The sequence below is a fragment of the Sphingomonas sp. R647 genome, from assembly GCF_020177055.1.
Taxonomy (GTDB): domain Bacteria; phylum Pseudomonadota; class Alphaproteobacteria; order Sphingomonadales; family Sphingomonadaceae; genus Sphingomonas.
On record NZ_JAIQXT010000005.1, the window covers coordinates 99,204 to 117,958 of the forward strand.

General features: G+C 66.2%; 22 protein-coding genes. 10 read left to right on the plus strand and 12 right to left on the minus strand.

Translation table 11 applies throughout. The annotated features are described in order from the left end of the window. Positions 1-31: 31 nt before the first annotated feature. Positions 32-322 (minus strand): hypothetical protein, encoded by a 291-nt coding sequence (locus tag K9B35_RS13395; RefSeq protein ID WP_224922356.1) that lies wholly within the window; start codon positions 320-322, stop codon positions 32-34. A gap of 106 nt (positions 323-428) precedes the next feature. Beyond that, positions 429-1,124 carry a glutathione S-transferase N-terminal domain-containing protein gene (locus tag K9B35_RS13400; protein ID WP_224922357.1) on the minus strand — a complete coding sequence of 232 codons (696 nt, stop codon included), beginning with the start codon at positions 1,122-1,124 and terminating at the stop codon, positions 429-431. 60 nt (positions 1,125-1,184) lie between these two features. On the opposite strand from K9B35_RS13400, the gene K9B35_RS13405 reads away from it, so the two are divergent. Beyond that, entirely contained in the window at positions 1,185-2,330 is a 1,146-nt protein-coding gene (locus K9B35_RS13405; protein ID WP_224922891.1) for a glycosyltransferase family 4 protein, read from the plus strand. Between the two features lie 219 nt (positions 2,331-2,549). Here K9B35_RS13405 and K9B35_RS13410 read toward each other — a convergent pair whose 3' ends face one another. Together K9B35_RS13410 and K9B35_RS13415 are read right to left on the minus strand one after the other, a co-directional pair. After that, on the minus strand, positions 2,550-2,864 hold the full coding sequence (locus tag K9B35_RS13410) for a DUF2218 domain-containing protein (protein ID WP_224922358.1): 315 nt from the start codon (positions 2,862-2,864) through the stop codon (positions 2,550-2,552). Next, positions 2,864-3,454, minus strand: a complete 591-nt coding sequence (locus K9B35_RS13415; protein WP_318245974.1) for a PadR family transcriptional regulator — start codon at positions 3,452-3,454, stop codon at positions 2,864-2,866. The genes K9B35_RS13410 and K9B35_RS13415 overlap by 1 nt, the downstream gene beginning before the upstream one ends. A 102-nt stretch (positions 3,455-3,556) precedes the next feature. On the opposite strand from K9B35_RS13415, the gene K9B35_RS13420 reads away from it, so the two are divergent. Further along, on the plus strand, positions 3,557-4,867 hold the full coding sequence (locus K9B35_RS13420) for a replication-associated recombination protein A (RefSeq protein ID WP_224922359.1): 1,311 nt from the start codon (positions 3,557-3,559) through the stop codon (positions 4,865-4,867). A 146-nt stretch (positions 4,868-5,013) separates the two neighbouring features. Here the strand turns inward: K9B35_RS13420 and K9B35_RS13425 are convergent, their stop codons facing one another. The 3 genes from K9B35_RS13425 to K9B35_RS13435 form a co-directional block, all read right to left on the minus strand. Beyond that, positions 5,014-6,261, minus strand: a complete 1,248-nt coding sequence (locus tag K9B35_RS13425; RefSeq protein ID WP_224922360.1) for an alginate lyase family protein — start codon at positions 6,259-6,261, stop codon at positions 5,014-5,016. Positions 6,262-6,403: 142 nt separating this feature from the next. Further along, entirely contained in the window at positions 6,404-8,281 is a 1,878-nt protein-coding gene (locus K9B35_RS13430; protein ID WP_224922361.1) for a hypothetical protein, read from the minus strand. Continuing rightward, the gene (locus K9B35_RS13435) at positions 8,281-9,450 is read right to left on the minus strand and encodes a glycoside hydrolase family 105 protein (RefSeq protein WP_224922362.1); all 1,170 of its coding nucleotides are present in this window, start codon (positions 9,448-9,450) and stop codon (positions 8,281-8,283) included. Before K9B35_RS13435 ends, K9B35_RS13430 begins: the two co-directional genes overlap by 1 nt. Positions 9,451-9,610: 160 nt before the next feature. Here K9B35_RS13435 and K9B35_RS13440 point away from each other — a divergent pair, with 160 nt between their 5' ends. Genes K9B35_RS13440 through K9B35_RS13450 form a run of 3 tightly spaced genes read left to right on the plus strand, consistent with a single transcriptional unit; the run spans position 9,611 to position 11,840 of the window. After that, complete coding sequence (locus K9B35_RS13440; protein WP_224922363.1) at positions 9,611-10,528, plus strand: DUF4861 family protein; 918 nt, start codon at positions 9,611-9,613, stop codon at positions 10,526-10,528. 4 nt (positions 10,529-10,532) lie between these two features. Continuing rightward, positions 10,533-11,291 (plus strand): FadR/GntR family transcriptional regulator, encoded by a 759-nt coding sequence (locus K9B35_RS13445; RefSeq protein WP_224922364.1) that lies wholly within the window; start codon positions 10,533-10,535, stop codon positions 11,289-11,291. Between the two features lie 48 nt (positions 11,292-11,339). Further along, a complete protein-coding gene (locus tag K9B35_RS13450) occupies positions 11,340-11,840 on the plus strand; it encodes a hypothetical protein (protein WP_224922365.1) in 501 nt (166 codons plus the stop codon). A 246-nt stretch (positions 11,841-12,086) separates the two neighbouring features. Here the strand turns inward: K9B35_RS13450 and flgH are convergent, their stop codons facing one another. The 4 genes from flgH to K9B35_RS13470 are packed head-to-tail and all read right to left on the minus strand — an operon-like array spanning position 12,087 to position 14,909. Next, positions 12,087-12,866 carry a flagellar basal body L-ring protein FlgH gene (flgH, locus tag K9B35_RS13455; protein ID WP_224922366.1) on the minus strand — a complete coding sequence of 260 codons (780 nt, stop codon included), beginning with the start codon at positions 12,864-12,866 and terminating at the stop codon, positions 12,087-12,089. 13 nt (positions 12,867-12,879) lie between these two features. After that, positions 12,880-13,359, minus strand: a complete 480-nt coding sequence (gene flgA / locus K9B35_RS13460; protein ID WP_224922367.1) for a flagellar basal body P-ring formation chaperone FlgA — start codon at positions 13,357-13,359, stop codon at positions 12,880-12,882. Continuing rightward, positions 13,359-14,141, minus strand: a complete 783-nt coding sequence (flgG, locus tag K9B35_RS13465; protein ID WP_224922368.1) for a flagellar basal-body rod protein FlgG — start codon at positions 14,139-14,141, stop codon at positions 13,359-13,361. The genes flgA and flgG overlap by 1 nt, the downstream gene beginning before the upstream one ends. 24 nt (positions 14,142-14,165) lie before the next feature. Then, positions 14,166-14,909 carry a flagellar hook basal-body protein gene (locus K9B35_RS13470; RefSeq protein WP_224922369.1) on the minus strand — a complete coding sequence of 248 codons (744 nt, stop codon included), beginning with the start codon at positions 14,907-14,909 and terminating at the stop codon, positions 14,166-14,168. A 128-nt stretch (positions 14,910-15,037) separates the two neighbouring features. On the opposite strand from K9B35_RS13470, the gene K9B35_RS13475 reads away from it, so the two are divergent. The 5 genes from K9B35_RS13475 to K9B35_RS13495 all read left to right on the plus strand — a co-directional run bounded on the left by K9B35_RS13475 (position 15,038) and on the right by K9B35_RS13495 (position 18,277). After that, complete coding sequence (locus K9B35_RS13475; RefSeq protein ID WP_224922370.1) at positions 15,038-15,598, plus strand: flagellar basal body-associated FliL family protein; 561 nt, start codon at positions 15,038-15,040, stop codon at positions 15,596-15,598. After that, positions 15,595-16,614 carry a flagellar motor switch protein FliM gene (gene fliM / locus K9B35_RS13480; RefSeq protein ID WP_224922371.1) on the plus strand — a complete coding sequence of 340 codons (1,020 nt, stop codon included), beginning with the start codon at positions 15,595-15,597 and terminating at the stop codon, positions 16,612-16,614. The genes K9B35_RS13475 and fliM overlap by 4 nt, the downstream gene beginning before the upstream one ends. Further along, positions 16,611-16,949, plus strand: a complete 339-nt coding sequence (locus K9B35_RS13485) for a DUF6468 domain-containing protein (protein WP_224922372.1) — start codon at positions 16,611-16,613, stop codon at positions 16,947-16,949. Before fliM ends, K9B35_RS13485 begins: the two co-directional genes overlap by 4 nt. Continuing rightward, positions 16,949-17,533: a MotE family protein gene (locus K9B35_RS13490; RefSeq protein WP_224922373.1), complete on the plus strand. Its 585-nt coding sequence runs from the start codon at positions 16,949-16,951 to the stop codon at positions 17,531-17,533. Before K9B35_RS13485 ends, K9B35_RS13490 begins: the two co-directional genes overlap by 1 nt. 93 nt (positions 17,534-17,626) lie before the next feature. Then, on the plus strand, positions 17,627-18,277 hold the full coding sequence (locus K9B35_RS13495; RefSeq protein WP_224922374.1) for a GAF domain-containing protein: 651 nt from the start codon (positions 17,627-17,629) through the stop codon (positions 18,275-18,277). Between the two features lie 4 nt (positions 18,278-18,281). On the opposite strand, the gene K9B35_RS13500 is transcribed toward K9B35_RS13495, so the two are convergent. Next, entirely contained in the window at positions 18,282-18,692 is a 411-nt protein-coding gene (locus tag K9B35_RS13500) for a hypothetical protein (protein WP_224922375.1), read from the minus strand. Positions 18,693-18,755 lie beyond the last annotated feature (63 nt).

Consider the following 18,755-nt stretch of genomic DNA (forward strand, 5'->3'; position numbering starts at 1 on the left):
AAGGGAATATGCGTTCCGAAAACCGCGTCGGTCACTGCGGCTTTGAGGTGCTTTCCGGCGCGGGCGTGGTTGGCTGCGTTCCACCGCTGGCGGGGGCTGGACCGCGGCCGCCCTTGTTCCTGCTCGAGCGGGCGGTGTTGTGGTTTGCCGTGGCATCGCCAGTCTCGACGGCGGGACCGCCCGGCGCGGCGATGGTCGATTTGTTCGACCGCGCGGTGTTGTGGTTGGCCTTTTCATCCCCCGCCGCCGCGCCGGACGGGCGGTCGGTCTGGATCGCGGCGGGCAGCAGCAGCGCGGCGAGCGAAAGTGCGAGAACGGACATCGGGACCCTCCCTGAAACGGTGTGGTACACGGAACAGGCCGACCGTCTCAGGGCGACAGATGCACTATTCGTTACGGGGGGTGAATGCGCAATGAATTGCGCCGGATCACCCCTTTGCCGTCACCATCAGCCCGCGCTGCACCGCCGGACGCGCAAGACCGCGTTCCAGCCACGCCGCGACGTTGGCGAAGTCATCGAAGCCGACCAGATCGCGTGCGTCGTAAAAACCGATCAAATTGCGGACCCAACCGAGCGAGGCGATGTCGGCGATCGAATAGTCGCCCATGATCCAGTCGCGCCCGTTGAGTTGCGCATCGAGCACGCCGAGCAGCCGCTTCGATTCAGCGACATAGCGGTCGAGTGGGCGCTTGTCGGCGATCTCGCGCCCGGCGAATTTGTGGAAATAGCCGAGCTGGCCGAACATCGGGCCAAGGCCGCCCATCTGCCACATCACCCAGCCGATCGTTTCGTAGCGCTGCGCCGGGTCGAGGAATTTTCCGGTCTTGTCGGCGAGGTAGAGTAGGATCGCGCCGCTTTCGAACAACGCGAGCGGGCGGCCGTTCGGGCCGTCGGGATCGAGGATCGCGGGGATTTTGCCATTGGGATTGAGGCTGAGAAACTCGGGCGTCTTCTGGTCGTCCGCGCCGATGTCGATCAGATGCGCCTCATAGGGCAGCCCGGTTTCCTCGAGCATGATCCCCGCCTTCACGCCATTGGGGGTGTTGAGCGAATACAGCTGGATGCGGTCCGGGTGCTGTGCGGGCCAGCGGGTCGTGATCGGGAAGTGCGACAGGTCAGCCATGCGGGAAACTCCTTTCCGGCGACATAGTATCGCCCTATTCGCATCGCTATGGGCGCGCCGATGACTCCGACCGATCTTCGCGTGGCGCTATTCAGCGGCAACTATAATTATGTGCGCGACGGCGCCAACCAGGCGCTGAACAAGCTGGTGCGCCATCTGCTCGACGCTGGCGTAACGGTGCGCGTCTATTCGCCGACCGTCGACAAGCCAGCCTTCGCGCCGGAGGGCGATCTGGTCAGCGTGCCGGCTTTTGCCATGCCGGGTGGACGCGGTGAGTATAAGGTCGCGCTGGGTCTGCCGCGCGCGCCGCGGGAGGATCTGGAGGCGTTTGCGCCGAACCTCGTCCATGTCTCCGCGCCCGAGTTTCTGGGCCATGCCGCGGTGGCGTGGGCGCGCAAGCAGGGCATTCCGGTGCTCGCGTCGCTGCACACGCGGTTCGAGACCTATCCGCGCTATTATGGGCTGGGCTTTGTCGAGCCATGGCTGATCCGCCGCCTCAAGCGCTTTTACAACCGCGTCGATCGGGTGATGGTGCCGGGCCAGTCGATCGCCGAGCTGATCAAGAGCTGGGGCGTGACTACGCCGGTCGGCATCTGGTCGCGCGGGGTGGATCATGCGCGGTTCAATCCGCAGCGGCGTGATCTGGCGTGGCGGCGCGGGCTGGGGATCGCCGACGATGTGCCGGCGATCGGGTTTCTCGGGCGGCTGGTGCTGGAAAAGGGGCTCGACATCTTTGCCGAGGTGGCGCGCGAGCTGACCCGGCGCGGGGTGCCGCACAAGGTGCTGGTGGTCGGCGAAGGTCCGGCGCGGGAGTGGTTCGCGGGGCAGGTGCCCGAGGCGATCTTTACCGGTTTTCAGTCGGGCGACGCGCTGGGCCGCGCGGTCGCGTCGATGGACGTATTCTTCAACCCGTCGGTGACCGAGACGTTCGGCAATGTGACGTCCGAAGCAATGGCGTGCGGCGTGCCGGTCGTCGCGGCGCGCGCGACCGGAGCGATGGACCTGGTGGTCGAGGGCGAGACCGGCTTCCTGGTCCCGCCTCGCGACGTCACCGCCTATGCCGATGCGATCGAACGGCTGGCGCGCGATGCGGCGATGCGGGTGCGGTTCGGCGTGCTGGGGCATCAGCGGATGCAGGCGCAGGTGTGGCCGCAGGTCAATCAGGCGGTGCTGGACGCGTATCTTGAGGTGATGGCGGGGCGGTGATTCCCACCAATCCTCTCCCGCAAGGGGGAGGTGTCGCCAAAGGCGACGGAGGGGGAGGAAGGGTCACGGCTTCAGGCTTGAGGACATCGCCGTCCTCCCCCTCCGTCAGCTGCGCTGCCACCTCCCCCTGGCGGGGGAGGATTACAAGCCTTGTCTATTCGGGTCGCGTCGCGTGTTGACTGGCCCTCCCATAACCCCTCCCGCAAGCGGGAGGGGGACTTAATCCCAATCGTACTTCAGCCCCTCCTCGCGAAACGCAAACCGGTCGATATGGCGTTCGATCGCGCCTTTCAGCCCTTCGGCCTGCTCGGGCGCGCTGGCGTCGATGCGGATCGCGATGCCGTCGGGTTTGGCGTCGAGCGTGACCAGTCCGTCGCCGGGCCAGTCCGCGCCGCGCGCATCCTTGGGGAAGACGATCGTGCCGTGGTCAGCGGTGTAGTCGACCTTCAGGTTATGCTCCCAGTGCTTGCACAGCTGCTGGAGGTAGCGCGACGCCTTGTCGGTCGCGGCGAAGCCGGTTGCGGTTACCGTCATTACAGCCGCTCCACCTTGCGCGCAGCGGCGTCGATGATGTCGACGATCGCGTCGACCGTCTCCTGATCGGTCTCGCCGTCGTTGAGCCGCTGCATCACCGCCATTTTGAGGTTGCCCATCGCGCGCCGCACCGGGCTGCGCCCGCTTTTCTCGCGCATCGTGCCGAGTTCGGCGAGGCGGCCCATCAGCACCGTCACCTGTTCTGCATTCTCGTCGAGATGCGCCTGTCCGGTGGAGGTGATCGCGTAGAGCTTCTTGGCGCCCTCCGCCGCCTGTTCGGCGATATGGTCCATGTCGGCGAGCAGCGTTAGCGTCGGATAGACCACGCCGGGGCTAGGCGCATAGGCGCCGCCGGTGCGCTCTTCGATCTCGCGGATCAGGTCATAGCCGTGGCGCGGCTGGTCGGCGATCAGCGCTAGCAGGACGAGGCGGAGCTCGTCGCCGGTGAACATGCGGCGGCGTCCGCGTCCGCCGCCGCCCGGCGCTTCGCCGCTCATATCCCATTCGACGGTGAACGGCCCCCATTGGCGGCGTCCGCGGCTGGCATGCATGTCGTGCGGCCCGTGGCCGCGATGATGTCCTCGAAACATTCTATATCCTTCATATCCGAGTCTTGATGCGTCTAAGATATATCTTGAACGCATTTTGACAAGACCCTTCGCGTTGCGGCGCGTAATTCCTATATCGTGCCCATGGCTGACCTGTTCGGCGGGACCGAACCCGCCGCCTCCCCTTCCGAAGTTTCCGCCTCCGCGCCGCTGGCCGATCGGCTGCGTCCGGCGCGGCTGGACGAGGTGGTCGGGCAAGAGCATCTGACCGGCCCCGAGGGCGCGATCGGGCGGATGGTCGCGGCGGGGAAGCTGTCGTCGATCATCCTGTGGGGGCCGCCGGGGACGGGCAAGACGACGACGGCGCGGCTGCTCGCCGATGCGGTGGGGCTGCGCTTCGTCGCGATCAGCGCGGTGTTTTCCGGCGTCGCGGATTTGAAAAAGGTGTTCGCCGAAGCCAGGGATCATGCCCGGATCGGTCAGCGCACCCTGTTGTTCGTGGACGAGATCCACCGCTTCAACCGCGCGCAGCAGGACGGGTTTCTCCCCTTTGTCGAGGATGGCACGGTGACTCTGGTCGGCGCGACGACCGAGAATCCCAGCTTCGAACTCAATGCCGCGTTGCTCAGCCGGGCGCAGGTGCTGATCCTGCGACGGCTGGATCATCCGGCGCTCAGCCAGTTGCTCGACCGCGCCGAGGCGATCGAAGGCCGCCCCCTGCCCCTCACCCCCGAAGCGCGCGACGCGCTGGTGGCGAGCGCCGATGGTGACGGGCGGTTCCTGCTCAATCAGGCGGAGACGCTCTATTCGGTCAGCTTCGACGCGCCGCTCGATCCGGCGGGGCTGTCGGCATTCCTGCAGCGCCGCGTCGCGGTCTACGACAAGGACCGCGAGGGGCATTACAACCTCATCTCCGCGCTGCATAAATCGCTGCGCGGGAGCGATCCGCAGGCGGCGCTCTACTATCTCGCGCGGATGCTGGTGGCGGGCGAGGAGCCGCTGTACGTGCTGCGGCGGCTGGTGCGGTTTGCGAGCGAGGATATCGGCCTGGCTGACCCGCAGGCTTTGGTCCAGTGCCTTGCCGCCAAGGACAGTTACGAGTTTCTGGGGTCGCCCGAGGGCGAACTCGCGATCGTGCAGGCATGCCTCTATTGCGCGACCGCGCCCAAATCGAACGCGGCCTATAAGGCGATGAAATCGGCGTGGCGCAGCGCGAAGGAGACGGGATCGCTGATGCCACCGCAGAACATCCTCAATGCGCCGACCAAGCTGATGAAGGAGATCGGCTATGGCAAGGGCTATGCCTATGACCATGATGCCGAGGGCGGGTTTTCGGGCGCGAATTACTGGCCGGAAGAGATGACGCCGGAGACCTTCTACACCCCGACCGACCGGGGCACGGAGAAGCGTATCGCCGAGCGGCTGGCGTGGTGGGACGCGCGGCGGGGGCGGTAAGACCTGATCCTCCCCCGCCAGGGGGAGGTGGCGCCGAAGGCGACGGAGGGGGAGGACGGCTGCGTCCTTGAGCCTCTTGCCGTCGTGCCTCCTCCCCCTCCGTCAGCTGCGCTGACACCTCCCCCTGGCGGGGGAGGAGGATTGGGCTAATCGCCGACCCGATAGCGCAGGACCACATCGCCCTCGCCCTTGCGCTGCCACACGCCGGGCCAAGCCACATCGGCGCGGAGGAGCAGGGCGTCGAGTTCGGCGGCCGGCCACTTCATCTCTTTGTGCGGCCAGGCTTCGACCCGCCCGCGATAGGCGGCGACGAAGTCGGTGGCGGCGCGCAATGAGCGGCCCTTGCCGTCGGTCCAGCCGTAGAGATCGACGCCAAGGCACGCGGCGCTGTCGGCGACGTGGTAGGCCGGTTCGATCGCGTAGAGCGAGTAATGGAAGCTGCGCGTGCGGCTAAGTTCCTCGGGCAGCGCGCCGCCGGGTTCCATCTGCTTTTCGATCCGATTTTTCGGGAAGTCGGCGACCACCTTGCGCGCCAGGTCGGGGCGGCGGGCGAACAGCGCGAAGCGGGTGACCTGTGCGTCGTACCAGATGCCGTGATTGTTGGTCTTGGCCCCCTCGCCTTTGCCATTCGGGCTGGAAAGCATCCAGTCGAGATAGCGGCTGAACCAGTCCTCGAGCGCGGTGACCTCTGCAGCCGACAATGCGCCCGCCGGGGCGATCAAGCCGACCGCGTCGATCACCGCGATGAAGGCGCTGGTGTCGAGCACGCCCTCGGGCCGCCCGTCCGAGCGCCCGGGCACCATCTGGGCGTAGTTCATGTTGGGGTTCATCGCCGTTGCCGGATCGAGGAACCAGGCGCGGACGATCGCCGCAACCTTGTCGGCGTAGATCTTCTCGCCGCGATAATAATAGGCCAGCGCCAGCACATCCGCGTCGCTCGCCATGCGGCCAAGCGCGGTGCGGTCAAAGCGGTTGGTGCTACGCTCCGGATTGAAACTGCCATCGCGGCGGACATAGGGGCCGGCAGGATTGGCGGGATCGGGCCACCAATAGGGGGCGAGGCTGACATAGTCGTTGCGGTCGCCCGAGGGCGGGATCGTGCGCTTGTCGAGCACGCTGCCGGGCTTGCGCTTGAGCGCCTGCTCAGCCCGCGCCATCAGCGCTGTATAGGCCGACTTGACCGCCGGATCGGTGGCGATCGTTGCACGCACTGCCTGAAGTTCAGCCGGACGCAGCGTGAAGGTGCGCCGTCCGCCGAACGCCGCGGCATAGCCCTCGACGCCGGTGCAGCGCTGCGCGGATGAAAAGGCCGCCGCCGGGGGTGAAGACCCCGCGGCGGCGGTGATGGCGAGGACCGAGAGAGGGATGGCCCAGCCGAGTTTCTGAAAGCTCACGGGCGGACCCGGAAGCCGAAGTGATCGTGCGTGCCGCTGTCCGGGGCGGCGGCGGTCGTGTCGCGCGTGTTCATGGTGCCGGGTGCTCCGGTATGCGATGTGTATGACAACTGGCGCGGTGGCCGTCAACTAGCCCTTAGTCTTAGTTGTATGACAATGACCAACCTGCCTCGACCGTTCGCGCGGGTATATCGCCGCCTTCACGCGCGCATTTGACGACCGTCGCGAACGGGCCGGTGGGAGCGCGATAGACCGGATCGGTCGCCGGCTGCGCCTCGCACGCGCCATAGCCGGTCGCGGCGAACCGCTTCACCGCGCCGCGTGCGAACTGGATGCCGGATGCACCCGTTGCGGGAGCGTCCGAGAAGCTGGCAAACTCCATATCGATCCGCGCGATCTTCACGCCTTCTGCAGGAACGATGCGGTCGCGGCGCTCGATCTTGCCCGGCGAAAAGCGATAGTGGGTTTCGATCGACACCCGCGTGTCGAGTTGCGCGTCGTTGCCGCCCATGCGGTCGAGCGCGGTCTGGTGCCAGCGCACATCGGTCACCGCTCCGCGCCGTGTGACGCGGACATCCTTGAAGAACGCCAGCGGCAACAGCACGTCGCCATTGGCCAGCGTGATGCGCGGCAGAAGCTGCGGATAGGGCGCATCCGCCGACGCGGCGAGCATCCCGGGCGAGAAGGGGATCGGGAAATAGGGGTTGTTCATATGCTGCCCCTCCGCCCCGTTGATGATCGGAAGCGCGATCATCCGCGCGCCGTCGCGGATCGTCACCAGCCCGCGATCATGCACGCCGCGCGCGAACCAGGTCATGGTCGAGCGCGGCAGCGTGTCGAGCCAGCGCGCGAACCCCGGATCCGGCGCCTGACCGCGATAGCCGAGCCGGTTCCAGATCGCATTGGTGTAGATGTGCTGGCGCGCGAGGCTGAAATTCTCGCCGAGAATCCGGCCTTCGCCACGATAGACATCGGTGCGCCGCCCCTGCCCCCATGCGGTGCGGCCCCACAGGTCGACCGACCCGCTGACCGGATCAATCCAGAAATCCATGTAACGCGCGGTGACCCGGCTGGAGAAGGCATAGGCCATGCGCTCTTCGACCGGGGTCATCACCTTGAGCAAGGCGGCGGCGGTCAGCACTTCGAGGAAGGCGGTGTCGCCATAGGTGCCGATGCTGCGGCCATATTCGAACCCCTCGCCATGCAGGTTGAAGCGCGGGAGCAGCAGGTCGACCGACTTGCGCAGCCATGCTTTGACCTCTGCGCTCGGCGTCATGCCGGTTTCGAGCAGGCGGTGCGCAATCTCCCCGATCAGCAGCACCGAATAGCGGTCAAACCGCCCCTTCCCCTCGGTCTCGTCGGCAAAGCCATATTCGCCCGAATATTTGCGGTAATGGTCGATCATCCGCGCGAGCAACTGGTCCCCCGCCGACGCATCTTCCCAGCCGAGCAGGTGGCGGAAGCGCGCGATCGAGAAGGCGACGCCGTAATAGTTGTTGGGCAGGTTGATCAGGCTGAGGTCGGGGCGGACAAAGCGACGCCAGTCGAGCTTTTCGCGCAACGCGGCGAGCGTCGCGGGCCGCACTGCGCGGTCGAGCAGTCCACGCGCGTGCAGGTCGTGCAGTGCGGCGATGTAGTAATAAAGGCCCCAGCTCTCATTCTCATTGGCAAGCGTAAGGTCGGCCATGTCGGCAAATTCGCGCAGCCGCTGGTCGAGCTTGGGATCGCCGGGTTCAAGCGCGACGATGCGGTGCGCCATCGTTGCGGCGATCTTGCCGGGCAGAAAGCGGTCACCGCCGCCAAACACAGCGACGCCATCAATCTTCGTCGCCTTGCCATCGCGCAGCAGCTGTTCGACCAGCCGTTCAAGCTGGGGCGACAGGCGGGTGGTGACGCTGGTGTCCATCGGCGCGACGCTGTCGGCGTAAAGCGGGCCGGCCGGCACATCGGCGCGGCGATCGACGGGGGCGGCCTGAGCAGCGACGGGGGCCGCGAGTGCCAACAGCAACAACGAACGCATCAATTGGACTCCTTCCGCGCGAGATCGGCCATCGCGGTACCGGCGAGCACGAACGCGCCTGCGCCATAGAATTGGGTTTCACGCGCTGAGACGCTGTCGGGTCGGTCGCCGACCTGCTGCACCCAGCCGAGCATGCCATCGGGCTGCACCGCGCGGACAATCGCGTCCCAACCGCGGATCGCCGCCGGCTGATAGGTCGCGCGGTCGAGCAGGCCGGCTTCGATGCCCCAGGCAAAGGCATAGGTGTAGAAGGCGGTGCCACTAGTCTCTGTCGGCGTGCCGGGATCTGTGTCGAGCAAAGAGGGCGACCAATAGCCATCGGGCTTTTGCAGCGTCAGCAGCTTTGCCGCCATGTCGCCGAACAGCCCTTCATAGTAAGCGCGCTTGGGATCCTTGCTGGGCATCGCGTCGAGCATGCGGACGATGCCGCCCATCACCCAGCCATTGCCACGGCTCCAAAACTGCTTGCGCCCCTTGGCATCGCGCGTGTCGAAGAAGCGGCTGTCGCGGAAATAGAGCTTCTCGACCGGGTCGTAGAGATAGTCGGTGGTTGCCTTGAACTCGGCATGTGCGAAATCGGCATAGCGCTGGTCGCCGGTCTGGCGCGCGAGCTGAAGCAGGGTCGGCGGGGCCATGAACAGCGCGTCGCACCAGCACCAGCGATCGGTGCATTTCGACCAGCCCGCCCCTGGCGCGCCGGGGATGAATTCGAGGCTGCCGGTCGGGCGCTTGGCGAGGACGTTGTCGAAATAGGTGACCATGGGCGCGAGCGCCTCGCTGCCGGCGCCGTTGCGTGCCGCCCAGATCCACGCCTGTCCGATCAGCTGATCGTCGGCGTGGAAGGGATTGTCACCGAGCTTCCACTGTTGCGCGCGGCCAAGCTCCATCAGCGGCGGGGTGTAGCGCGCATTGCGCTTGGCCAACTCGGTCAGCGCGATCCAGAAGGTCGCCTGCTGCCAGTCGCGCGGGTTCTGCACGCTCTTGCGCGCGGCGGGCATGGTTGCCCAGTTGGTGCGGTTGGCAAGCTGCCAGTCGGCGACGCGGCGGACCTGCGCCAGGATCGCATCCGAGCGGGGCAGCTGCGCGCGTGTCTCGACCGCCGATACGGTCGCCATCGGGGCGGACGCAGCGGGCACCGCTCCGGCAAGGGCAAGCAGAATCAACGACATCTCATTTCCTTCCGGGCATGACGCGAGTCGCGACGGTCGCAGCCCTCTCCTGATCAGTCCTGTGCATGATCGTTGTTGACACCGGTGCCACAATCTTTCCAATTGACGAATGGCTGTCAATAAGGTTGTCACACAACTAGACTATAGTCGAGGGGGTTGGATGTCGGAAGCGCGAATAGGACGGGTGTCGTTGCGCATCGCCGCGCTCGCGCTGCTGGCCGCCCATGCGGCGTCGGCGCAGGAGCATAAGCCACTGCGCCCCGCGACGGCGGCGGAGCAGACGGCGCGTGCGGCGGTATCGATCGCCGAGTATCGCTTTGGCGACCTGTTGTTCGAAAATGACCGGATCGCGTTCCGCATCTATGGGCGCCCGCTTGAGGCTGCCGAGCCGCCCTCCTCTTCCGGCATCGATGCGTGGGGCAAGCGCGTGCGCTGGCCGTTCATGGACCGCCAGCTGCGCACCGGTGACCAGCATCAGGACCAGGGCGAGGGCGTCGATTTCTACAATGTCGGCACCGGGCGCGGGGTCGGGGGGCTTGGCATCTGGCACGACAACAAGCTGTGGACCTCGCGGAATTATGTGAACCCGCGCATCGCCAGCGCCGGACCGGATCGCGCGGCGTTCAGCGTCGATTATCCCGCCTGGCCGGTCGACACCGCGCGCAGCGTCGCCGAAACGCGGCAATTCGCGCTGGCACCGGGCAGCAACTTCATCCGGATGACATCGACGATCGCATCGAGCAGCGCCGAGCCGCTGACCGTCGCGATCGGCCTGTCGAAACGCCCCACCGGCACCACGCTGGGCAGCATCCGCAAGGACGCGGACTCTGCGCGGCTGGTCTGGTGGGGGCCGGACAATCCGGGCAAGGGCGCGATGGCGGCGGCGGTGATGGTCGATCCGGCGGCGTTCGTCGGCTTTGCTGAGGATGCCGACAATTACCTGATCCTCGTCCGGGTCACCCCGGGCAGACCCTTTGTCTATTATGCCGGCGCGGCGTGGAGCGGCGGTCCCGATTTCAAGCGCGAACCCGATTGGCACGCCTATGTCCAGCAGCAACACCCTGATTTCAAACCCTAGTCATATGCCTGTGGGCAATGCTATCCGTCCGGTGATGACGGTGACCAAGGCGGCATCGCTGGCCGACGATCTTGTCCAGCGGTTCGAGGAACAGATCGAACGCGGAGAGATGCCGCCGGGCTCGCGCTTCCCGACCGAGAAGGCGATTACCGAGAGTTTCGGGGTCAGCCGTACCGTGGTGCGCGAAGCCTATTCGCGCCTCGCCGCGCGCGGGCTGCTCGTCTCGCGGCGCGGGTCGGGCGCCTATGTCGCCGAAGGTGCGCAGTATCGCGCGTTCCAGGTGACGCCGGACGAGGTCAACGCGATCGACGACGTCCTGCGCCTGCTGGAAATGCGCATGGGGTTCGAGGCGGAAATGGCCGACCTTGCCGCCCAGCGACGCACCGACACCGATCTTGAGGATATCCGCGCTGCGCTGGCGGCGATGGATGCAAGCACCGAGGCGGAGGGATCGGTCGCCGCCGACGCGGCGTTCCACGCGGCCATCGCGCGCGCGACCGGCAACGCCTATTTCGTGCGCTTCACCCAGTTTCTCGGCGTGCGGCTGGTGCCCTCGCGCAAGCTGGCTCTGCAGGGCAACGACACCAAGAAGCACCAGCGCTACGCCCGCATGATCAACCGCGATCATGAGGCGATCTATTCGGCGATCGCGGCGGGTGATCCGGCGGCGGCCCGGCGCGCGGCGCGGCGGCATATCCAGAAATCGATCGACCGGCACGAAGCGCTGAAGGCCGGGCGCAGTGTTGGCGAGGATGAAAGCTGAGGGGATTGGACGATTCGGCTGCGTTGGACCCTAGTCGCTGCATCGCTCGTGATGCTCTCGACGGCACAGGCGACCAGCTGGGTGAAGATCCCGCCGCATGATCCGTCCAGGGCATGCGCGACAATCGAGACAGCGGTCGCGCAAATGACCGGTGCGAAGCCGGATTTCGACCTCTGGCCGCTCTATTTCAGCGACGATTTCGGACATGTCGAATTTGGCGAGCGCGCCGCGTTTATCCGCAGCATGACGACCGCGCATGGCAAGCCAGACAACAAGCCGCTGCGCATCACGATGGTCTGGCCGGTGGGCAAACGCAAGGCGAAGGACGCCAAGGCGCTGTATGTCATCGGGCTACAGCGCGACCGCTGGTTCCCAGAGCGCGAGGGCAGTTTCGACCCGATGCAGATCGAGCCCGCAGGCTACCAGATCGATACGAGCTATTGGTTGGTCACCTTCTCCGGGCAGAACATCCTGGAGGTCCGCGAGGGGCGCAGTTATTTCGACTTCATCAAATACCACAGGCGGTTGAAGGGGTGCGCGGACAACTGACCGACAAGCGACGCCAACCGGCCCCTCTCGACTGTCCATCGTGGCCCTGAACCAGTTCAGGGACCATCCCCCGCAAACGACTGCGCCGCTGGGGGCAACAAAAAAGGGGGAGGGTTTCTCCCTCCCCCTCTTTGGAACGGCGGCGCTTCTGCGCCTCCCTTCCCTTTCCTCGGCCCCCCGGCTGGGAAAGGGGCTTGCCCGCCCTCGGCCCCCCGGCTGGGGCAGGCAAAACTCAGTACGGCGTCCTCAGAACGGGAAGAGCGCGTCGTAAATCTGCTGGCCCCAGCGCGCCTGCTGCGCGTCGGAGAGCTGTCCGCGGCCACCATAGCTGATCCGCGCCTCGGCGATCTGGCTGTGGCGCACGGCATTGTCGCGGCCGATGTCCTGCGGGCGGACCACACCGCTGACCACCAGTTCGCGCAACTCGTTGTTCACGCGCACTTCCTGACGGCCCCGAATGCCGAGATTGCCGTTGGGGAAGACGTTGGTGACGATCGCCGACATGGTCATGTTGATCGTTTCGGACCGGCTGATATTGCCGCCGCCGCCCGACTGCGACTTGCTGTCGGTGCTGGCGAGGTTGGCCGGGTTAAGCGACTTGGGCAGCAACTTTTCGAGGCCGAGCAGCGAGGCGATGCTGGCGCTTTCCGAGCCGGTGCGGACGCGCGAGGTGTTGTTCCCCACCTCCGCCTTGTCGGCGATGTTGATCTTGATCGTCAGGATGTCGCCCATGCGGGCCGCACGCTGATCGCTGAAGAACGCACCCGCGCCGGCACGAAACAGCGAGGCGGAGGCGGCAGGTGCCGGTGCGGGCACGACGCCGGGTGCCGACGGAGCGCCCGTCACGGCCGCGACCGCGTCCCCGCTGCGCAGGCCCGGCGTGCCGAGCGAGCGTTCGCCGCCGGGCATCGCCATCTCTTCAGGAGCGGTCATCTTGGGTGCCTTGCCGATGCGGCCGAGGCGTCCGACGCTGCCGCAGCCGGCAACCAGGCTGGCGGCGGTGATGGCGAGAATGATCTTCTTCATGGGGTCAACTCCCTCAATATGCGATGCGGACCAGCCCGTTGCCGGCGACAAAGCCGTCGAGCGTGCGCTGGGTGGACGAAGTGACGACGCGGACCGGTTCGCCCGCGCCCGCGCTGGCCAGGGCGCGGCCCTGGGTGGTGATGGTGAGCGCGCCGGTCTTGTAGGCGATCAGCACCGGCTCCCCCCGGCGGACCAGCCGCGGGGTGATGATGTCGCTGATCCGGACGACCGATCCGGGCGAGAGCGGGCGGACCGCTTCCAGCCCTTTGGCGGCTTCAGCCTCGATCGCGCCGCGGCCCATGTTGGGCGAGCGCTTTTCATAGACGAAGTCGTCGGCGGACAGGATCTCGCCGCGCTGGACCGGTCGCACGAGCACGGCGACCTCGACCTGTTCGGGCGCAACGCGCACGGGTGCGGGTGTAGGCGCGGGCGTCTGAGCGGGAGCCGGGACCGGCAGCAAAGCTGCGGCGATAAAGGCGATGCGGTAGATCATCAGCGCAGCTGGCTGGTGGTGGCCAGCATCTCGTCCGCAGTCTTCACGACGCGGCTGTTCATTTCATAGGCGCGCTGCGCGGTAATCAGCGCGGTGATTTCAGCCACCGGATTGACGTTCGACGCCTCGACAAAGCCCTGTTGCAGCGCGCCGAAGCCCGGCTCGCCCGGATTGGCGATGGTCGGCTGACCCGATGCGGCGGTTTCCAGATAGAGGTTGCCGCCCTGCGCCTCGAGCCCGGCTTCATTGATAAAGGTCGCGAGCTGAAGCTGGCCGACATTCTGCGGCTCGGGCTGGCCGGCCAGGATCACCTGAACCTCGCCCGACTTGGAGATGGTGACGTCGATCGCCTCGGCGGGGATGGTGATCCCCGGCTGGACCGCGAAGCCGTCGGCGTTGACCAACTCGCCCTGGTCGGACAGCTGGAACGACCCGTCGCGGGTATAGGCGGTCTCGCCCGAGGGCATGGTGATCGCGAAATAGCCGCGCCCCTGGATCGCCACGTCATAGCGGTTGTCGGTCTGGGTCATCGCGCCTTGGGTGGCGATGCGATACACGCCGCCGGTCTTGACGCCCGCGCCGATCTGGATGCCGGTCGGCACGCGGCTGTCGGGTCCGGACGCGCCGCCGGGGCGGGTGACCTGCTGGTAGAGCAGGTCCTGAAACTCGGCACGCTGGCGCTTGTACGCCGTCGTGTTCATGTTCGCGATGTTGTTCGAGATGACATCGACATTGGTCTGCTGCGCGAGCATGCCCGTGCCGGCGATGGAGAGGGTACGCATGGATCAGTCTCCGTGGAAATGGGGTCAGCCGAAGCGGCCAAGCTTGTCGATCGCGGACTTGCGCATGTCGCCCAGCGACTCCGACATCTTCATGCTGGTCTGATAAGCGCGCAGGATCTCGACCATGTTGGTGGTCTCGACGATTGCCTGGACGTTCGATCCTTCGACCCCGCCGCTCTTCAGCTTGGTGTCGGCAGCGGCCAGCTCGCGCCCCCCGGTACCGGTGAAGGTGCCGTCGCCGCGCGGATCGACCATGCGTTCATCGTCGAACACCGTCACCGCGACGCGCCCGACCTGGGCATCGCCCGCGCTGACCGTGCCGTCCTTGCCGATGCTGACCTGTCCCGCCTGTTCGGGCGGAATGGTGATCGGCCGTCCGCCTTCGCCGAGCAAAGCGAGCCCGCCCGCCGTCTCCAGCGTGCCGTCCTCGCCGACCCTTAGATAGCCCGCGCGTGTATAGGCGGTGCCACCCTCGGGCGTTTCGACCGCGAGATAGCCCGGGCCATCGATCATCACGTCGATCGGATTGCCGGTCGCAAGGAATGCGCCAGCACTCTGGTCATGCACCGCGCCATAATCGAGCACCATCGACGTCGTCTTGACCGGCGCATTCGTGCCGCCGCCCGCCTGCTCCACATATTCGCGGAACACCGGTGCCTCGCGCTTGAATCCGGCCGTCGAAATATTGGCCATATTATTCGCGCTCACGTCGAGCCGACGCCGGAGCGCCTGATTGTGACTCAGCAGCACATAGGATGAGATATCCATCGCGACCGCCCTTCAAAAAATTCGTCCAAGTTTTTTGCGGCTAGGCAAATGTTGCCGCCCCACTCCCCTATAATAGGAACATTCAGCCGGTCCGGTCGCGGATGGGCAAAGAGATTGGGGCACAGACAATGAGCGACGACATCATCGTCGAGGCGAAGGACGGCGAGGCGCCTGCCAAGCCCAAGGGCGGCAAGAAGAAGCTGATGATCATCATCGGCGCGGCCGTGCTGGTGCTGGGCGGCGGCGGCGGTGGCGCAGCCTTTTTCCTGATGGGGTCGGACAAGCCGGCGGCAAAAACTGCCGAGGGTGAAGATGGCGAAGCCGAAGCTGAGGCGGAAGCCGAGGCCGAGGGCGGCGACGAAAAGGGCGGCAAGGACGGCAAGGGCGGCGCCTATCTGGACGTGCCGCCGCTGGTCGTGAACCTGCGCAGCGCGGATGGCGCGGCACGCTTCCTCAAGGTTCACATCGTGCTGGTGCCGGGCTCGGCAAGCACGGTCGAGAAACTTCAGGGCAAGCTCCCCTTGCTCATCGACGCCTATCAGCCATTTCTGCGCGAGCTGCGCCCCGAGGACCTGAACGGGTCGGGCGCAGTCTATCGCGTCAAGGAAGAGCTGCTGGTCCGCGCGACCCAGACGCTGGGGCCGAATCAGGTCAAGGACGTCCTGATCCAGGATCTGGTGCAGCAATGAGCGACGATTTCGAGGATTTCGAGCTTCCCGAGCCGCCCAAGTTCGATCCGGACGCGGACGCGCTGCTCGACCAGGCGGGCATCGACGCGCTGTTCGGTCAGGTCGGCGGGTTCGGCCAGCCGAAGGAAGGGCTGCGCGCGGTCATCGAATCCAACGTCATCAGCCGCGAACGGCTGCCGATGCTGGAAGTCGTGTTCGACCGGATGGTCCGCATCTTCGCGACCTCGATGCGCAACCTCACCTCCGACGCGATTGACGTCAGCCTTGAAGAGGTGACCTCGATCCGTTTCGGCGACTATCTCAACCATATCATGCTGCCCGCGATGATCGGCGTGTTCCGCGTCGAGGAGTGGGAGAATTACGGGCTGGTTTCGGTCGATTCGAGCCTGATCTATGCCGTGGTCGATGCACTGCTGGGCGGGCGCCGCGGCGGTGGCGATCAGGTGATGATCGATGGTCGCGGCTTTACCACGATCGAGACCGATCTGGTTTCGCGCATGCTGGGGCATGTGCTGACCGATCTGTCGACGTCGATGGCCCCGATCACTCCGACCACGATCGAGCTGGAGCGTGTCGAAAGCAGTCCGCGCTTCGTCGCGATCGCCGGCACCACGAACGTGTGCGCGGTCGCGACCTTCCGCGTCAGCATGGACGAGCGCGGCGGGAATTTCAGCATTCTACTGCCCTATGCGACGATCGAACCGGTCCGGCATCTGCTCAACCAGCGGTTCATGGGCGAAAAGCTGGGCCGCGACACGATCTGGGAAGTCCATATGGCGTCCGAAGTGCGCAAGGTGGACGTAACGCTCGACGTTGTGCTGGGCGAGCGCGAAATGGCGCTGGGCGCGGTGCGCGACTTCAAGGTCGGGCAGACGATCCCGCTATTTGCGGACCCCGACCAGCCTCTCGACATGCAATGCGGCGGCGTCACGATTGGCCGCGCCCAGATCGGCCAGCGTTCCAACAAGGTCGCCGTCCGACTGGTATCCGACATCGCCAAGGAGATGCGCGCATGACCTATTCGCTCGCAGCGAACGTGCTCACGATGCTGTTCTGCACGGTGACGATCATCCAGAGCGTCCGCATGATGCGCGCGCTCAACGCATTGAAGCGCAACGATCTGGGCCAGGTCGTCGCGACGCTCGACCAGGCGACGGTACAGGCGCGGCTGGTGCTGTCGGAACTCAAGGGGACGCTGACCCAATATGCCCGCGGCACCCACGACGCGGCCCGCGCCAAGGCGGTCGCGGACGAGCTACGGATGATGATCGAGATCGCCGATTCGACCGCAGAACGACTGGTCGAGTCCGCCGCCGCGGCGCGCCGGGCCGAGCCGGTGGAGCGGTACTGATGCGCGTTCCCTTCCTGCTCCTCACCGCGCTTGCCGCAACGGTTGGCGCCGTCGCAAACGGGGTCGATGCGGCCGTCGCGGTTGGCGAATCCGCCGTGCCCAAGACGCGGCTTGGCAGCCAGATCGAGGGCGAACTGAACGATGCCCAGCGCAAGGAAGCCGAACGGCGCCGCGCGCTGGACCTGCGCGAACAGGCGCTCAAGGCGGCGCGGCTGCGCCTGCAACGCCAGCAGAAGGAAGCCGAGGCCAAAGCCGCCGCCGAGGGCAAGGCCGCAGCGGAAGCCGGCGCCCCAGGCGCGGTCGATGCAGCGCCGCCGGCGGAGGAGAAGCGCTACAGCGACCTTGCCCGGATCTTCCAGGCGATGAAGCCCGCCAAGGCTGCGCCGGTGTTCGAGAAACTGAGCGCCGACGTGCAGTTCCAGGTGGCGCAGCGCATGCGTGAGCGCAATGCGGCGCTGATGATGCAGGCGATGTCGCCCGACGCGGCCGCAACGCTCGGCATGGCGCTGGCCCGTGGTGGAATGGCCCAGCCAAAGGGAGCTGCCGCCACTCCGGCCAAGCCCGCCCGATCCGTGTCAAGATGAGACCGCAAAACGTTACTGTAGTTCTACAATACTGACAGAAGCCTCCGGCTAAGATCATTCTGCGACAAGCGGGGTTCTTAAGCGGAGACTGCAGTGACGATCCCCGACACGGACGATGTGCCCTTGTCGAGCGAAGATGCGCTGCGTCGCGCTGCGCTTTTTGCATCGGGATTGCTTGCGCTGCGTGAATCGCCGCGTTTCCATGAGCTTATTCAGGAACTGTGTCGCACGATGGACGTCCCGATTGCGGGCGTCAGCGTGATTGACAGTGGATTCTGCTGGCTGCCGGTGCTGCACGGAGCCGATCTCGACGCGGTGCCGCTTTCGGAATCGCTGTGCATCGGGGTGGTCGAAACGCAGATCCCGATGGCCGAGACCAACCTGCCTGCCAAACCGCAGTTCGCTGACAACCGCTTCGTCGCCGGCCCACTCGCCCTGCGAGCCTATGCTGCAGTCCCGCTGCTGGGCGTACAGGGGGCGAAGCTCGGCACCATCTTCATCGCCGACCAGCGCGTTCGGCCCGACTTTGCCGACCGCGCCGTCCCGCGGCTGGAGCGTACGGCGCTGCGCATTCTGGAAGAGGCGTCGGCGCCGCATCATATGCGCCGGATCGGTCGCACCACAGTTGAGGGTCTGGAAGCGCTGATCCGCCGGGCGACCCGCGATGGCGATGACGCGCTGGTTACCGCGATCGACCGGGTGATGCGCGACGTGCTCCCGCTGACCGGGGTGCGCGGGATCTAACGGCTTACGGGGCGCCGCGCGCGGGGCTGGTCCGAACCTCAAGAATCAGTACATGGCCGGCGTGCGGATCGGCGGCGTGCGCGGCGGTATCGAGCGCCTTGGCCAGCGCCACGGCATCCACCGCGACGCGCGGCGAGGCATTCAACTGAGCAAAATCGAGCAGCGCCGACAGCACCGCCGCGCGCAATGCCGGTTGGGCGGTACCAAGCTCGGCGGGATCGGCGCCTTCCGCCGGGGTAATCGCAAGGTCGAGCTCAAGGTCGCCGTCGAAGCGTCCGGCATCGATGATCGGCACGCGGAACTTGCCCAGCGGGACGACGCCAGCATCGCCCCCGCCCCCACCGGCGGCGCCAGCGGGCGCGGCTATGGCGAGCAGTGCGGCAGCGGCAGTCAGTCGAGCAGCGGGTCTGCGCATAGGGTCTCCGTCAAAGGCGTGCAGCGGGGACCGCACCCGGCCCCATCTTCCTATAATAGGTGG

Excerpts from the sequence above, each read along its gene's own strand:
- K9B35_RS13420 (WP_224922359.1), top strand. The coding sequence starts at position 3,557 with ATGGCTGACCTGTTCGGCGGGACCGAACCCGCCGCCTCCCCTTCCGAA.
- K9B35_RS13445 (WP_224922364.1), top strand. The coding sequence starts at position 10,533 with ATGCCTGTGGGCAATGCTATCCGTCCGGTGATGACGGTGACCAAGGCG.
- K9B35_RS13400 (WP_224922357.1), bottom strand. The coding sequence starts at position 1,124 with ATGGCTGACCTGTCGCACTTCCCGATCACGACCCGCTGGCCCGCACAG.
- flgG (WP_224922368.1), bottom strand. The coding sequence starts at position 14,141 with ATGCGTACCCTCTCCATCGCCGGCACGGGCATGCTCGCGCAGCAGACC.
- K9B35_RS13500 (WP_224922375.1), bottom strand. The coding sequence starts at position 18,692 with ATGCGCAGACCCGCTGCTCGACTGACTGCCGCTGCCGCACTGCTCGCC.
- K9B35_RS13395 (WP_224922356.1), bottom strand. The coding sequence starts at position 322 with ATGTCCGTTCTCGCACTTTCGCTCGCCGCGCTGCTGCTGCCCGCCGCG.
- K9B35_RS13485 (WP_224922372.1), top strand. The coding sequence starts at position 16,611 with ATGACCTATTCGCTCGCAGCGAACGTGCTCACGATGCTGTTCTGCACG.
- K9B35_RS13490 (WP_224922373.1), top strand. The coding sequence starts at position 16,949 with ATGCGCGTTCCCTTCCTGCTCCTCACCGCGCTTGCCGCAACGGTTGGC.
- K9B35_RS13435 (WP_224922362.1), bottom strand. The coding sequence starts at position 9,450 with ATGTCGTTGATTCTGCTTGCCCTTGCCGGAGCGGTGCCCGCTGCGTCC.
- K9B35_RS13430 (WP_224922361.1), bottom strand. The coding sequence starts at position 8,281 with ATGCGTTCGTTGTTGCTGTTGGCACTCGCGGCCCCCGTCGCTGCTCAG.
- flgA (WP_224922367.1), bottom strand. The coding sequence starts at position 13,359 with ATGATCTACCGCATCGCCTTTATCGCCGCAGCTTTGCTGCCGGTCCCG.
- flgH (WP_224922366.1), bottom strand. The coding sequence starts at position 12,866 with ATGAAGAAGATCATTCTCGCCATCACCGCCGCCAGCCTGGTTGCCGGC.
- fliM (WP_224922371.1), top strand. The coding sequence starts at position 15,595 with ATGAGCGACGATTTCGAGGATTTCGAGCTTCCCGAGCCGCCCAAGTTC.
- K9B35_RS13410 (WP_224922358.1), bottom strand. The coding sequence starts at position 2,864 with ATGACGGTAACCGCAACCGGCTTCGCCGCGACCGACAAGGCGTCGCGC.
- K9B35_RS13475 (WP_224922370.1), top strand. The coding sequence starts at position 15,038 with ATGAGCGACGACATCATCGTCGAGGCGAAGGACGGCGAGGCGCCTGCC.
- K9B35_RS13415 (WP_318245974.1), bottom strand. The coding sequence starts at position 3,454 with ATGTTTCGAGGACATCATCGCGGCCACGGGCCGCACGACATGCATGCC.
- K9B35_RS13405 (WP_224922891.1), top strand. The coding sequence starts at position 1,185 with ATGACTCCGACCGATCTTCGCGTGGCGCTATTCAGCGGCAACTATAAT.
- K9B35_RS13470 (WP_224922369.1), bottom strand. The coding sequence starts at position 14,909 with ATGGATATCTCATCCTATGTGCTGCTGAGTCACAATCAGGCGCTCCGG.
- K9B35_RS13440 (WP_224922363.1), top strand. The coding sequence starts at position 9,611 with ATGTCGGAAGCGCGAATAGGACGGGTGTCGTTGCGCATCGCCGCGCTC.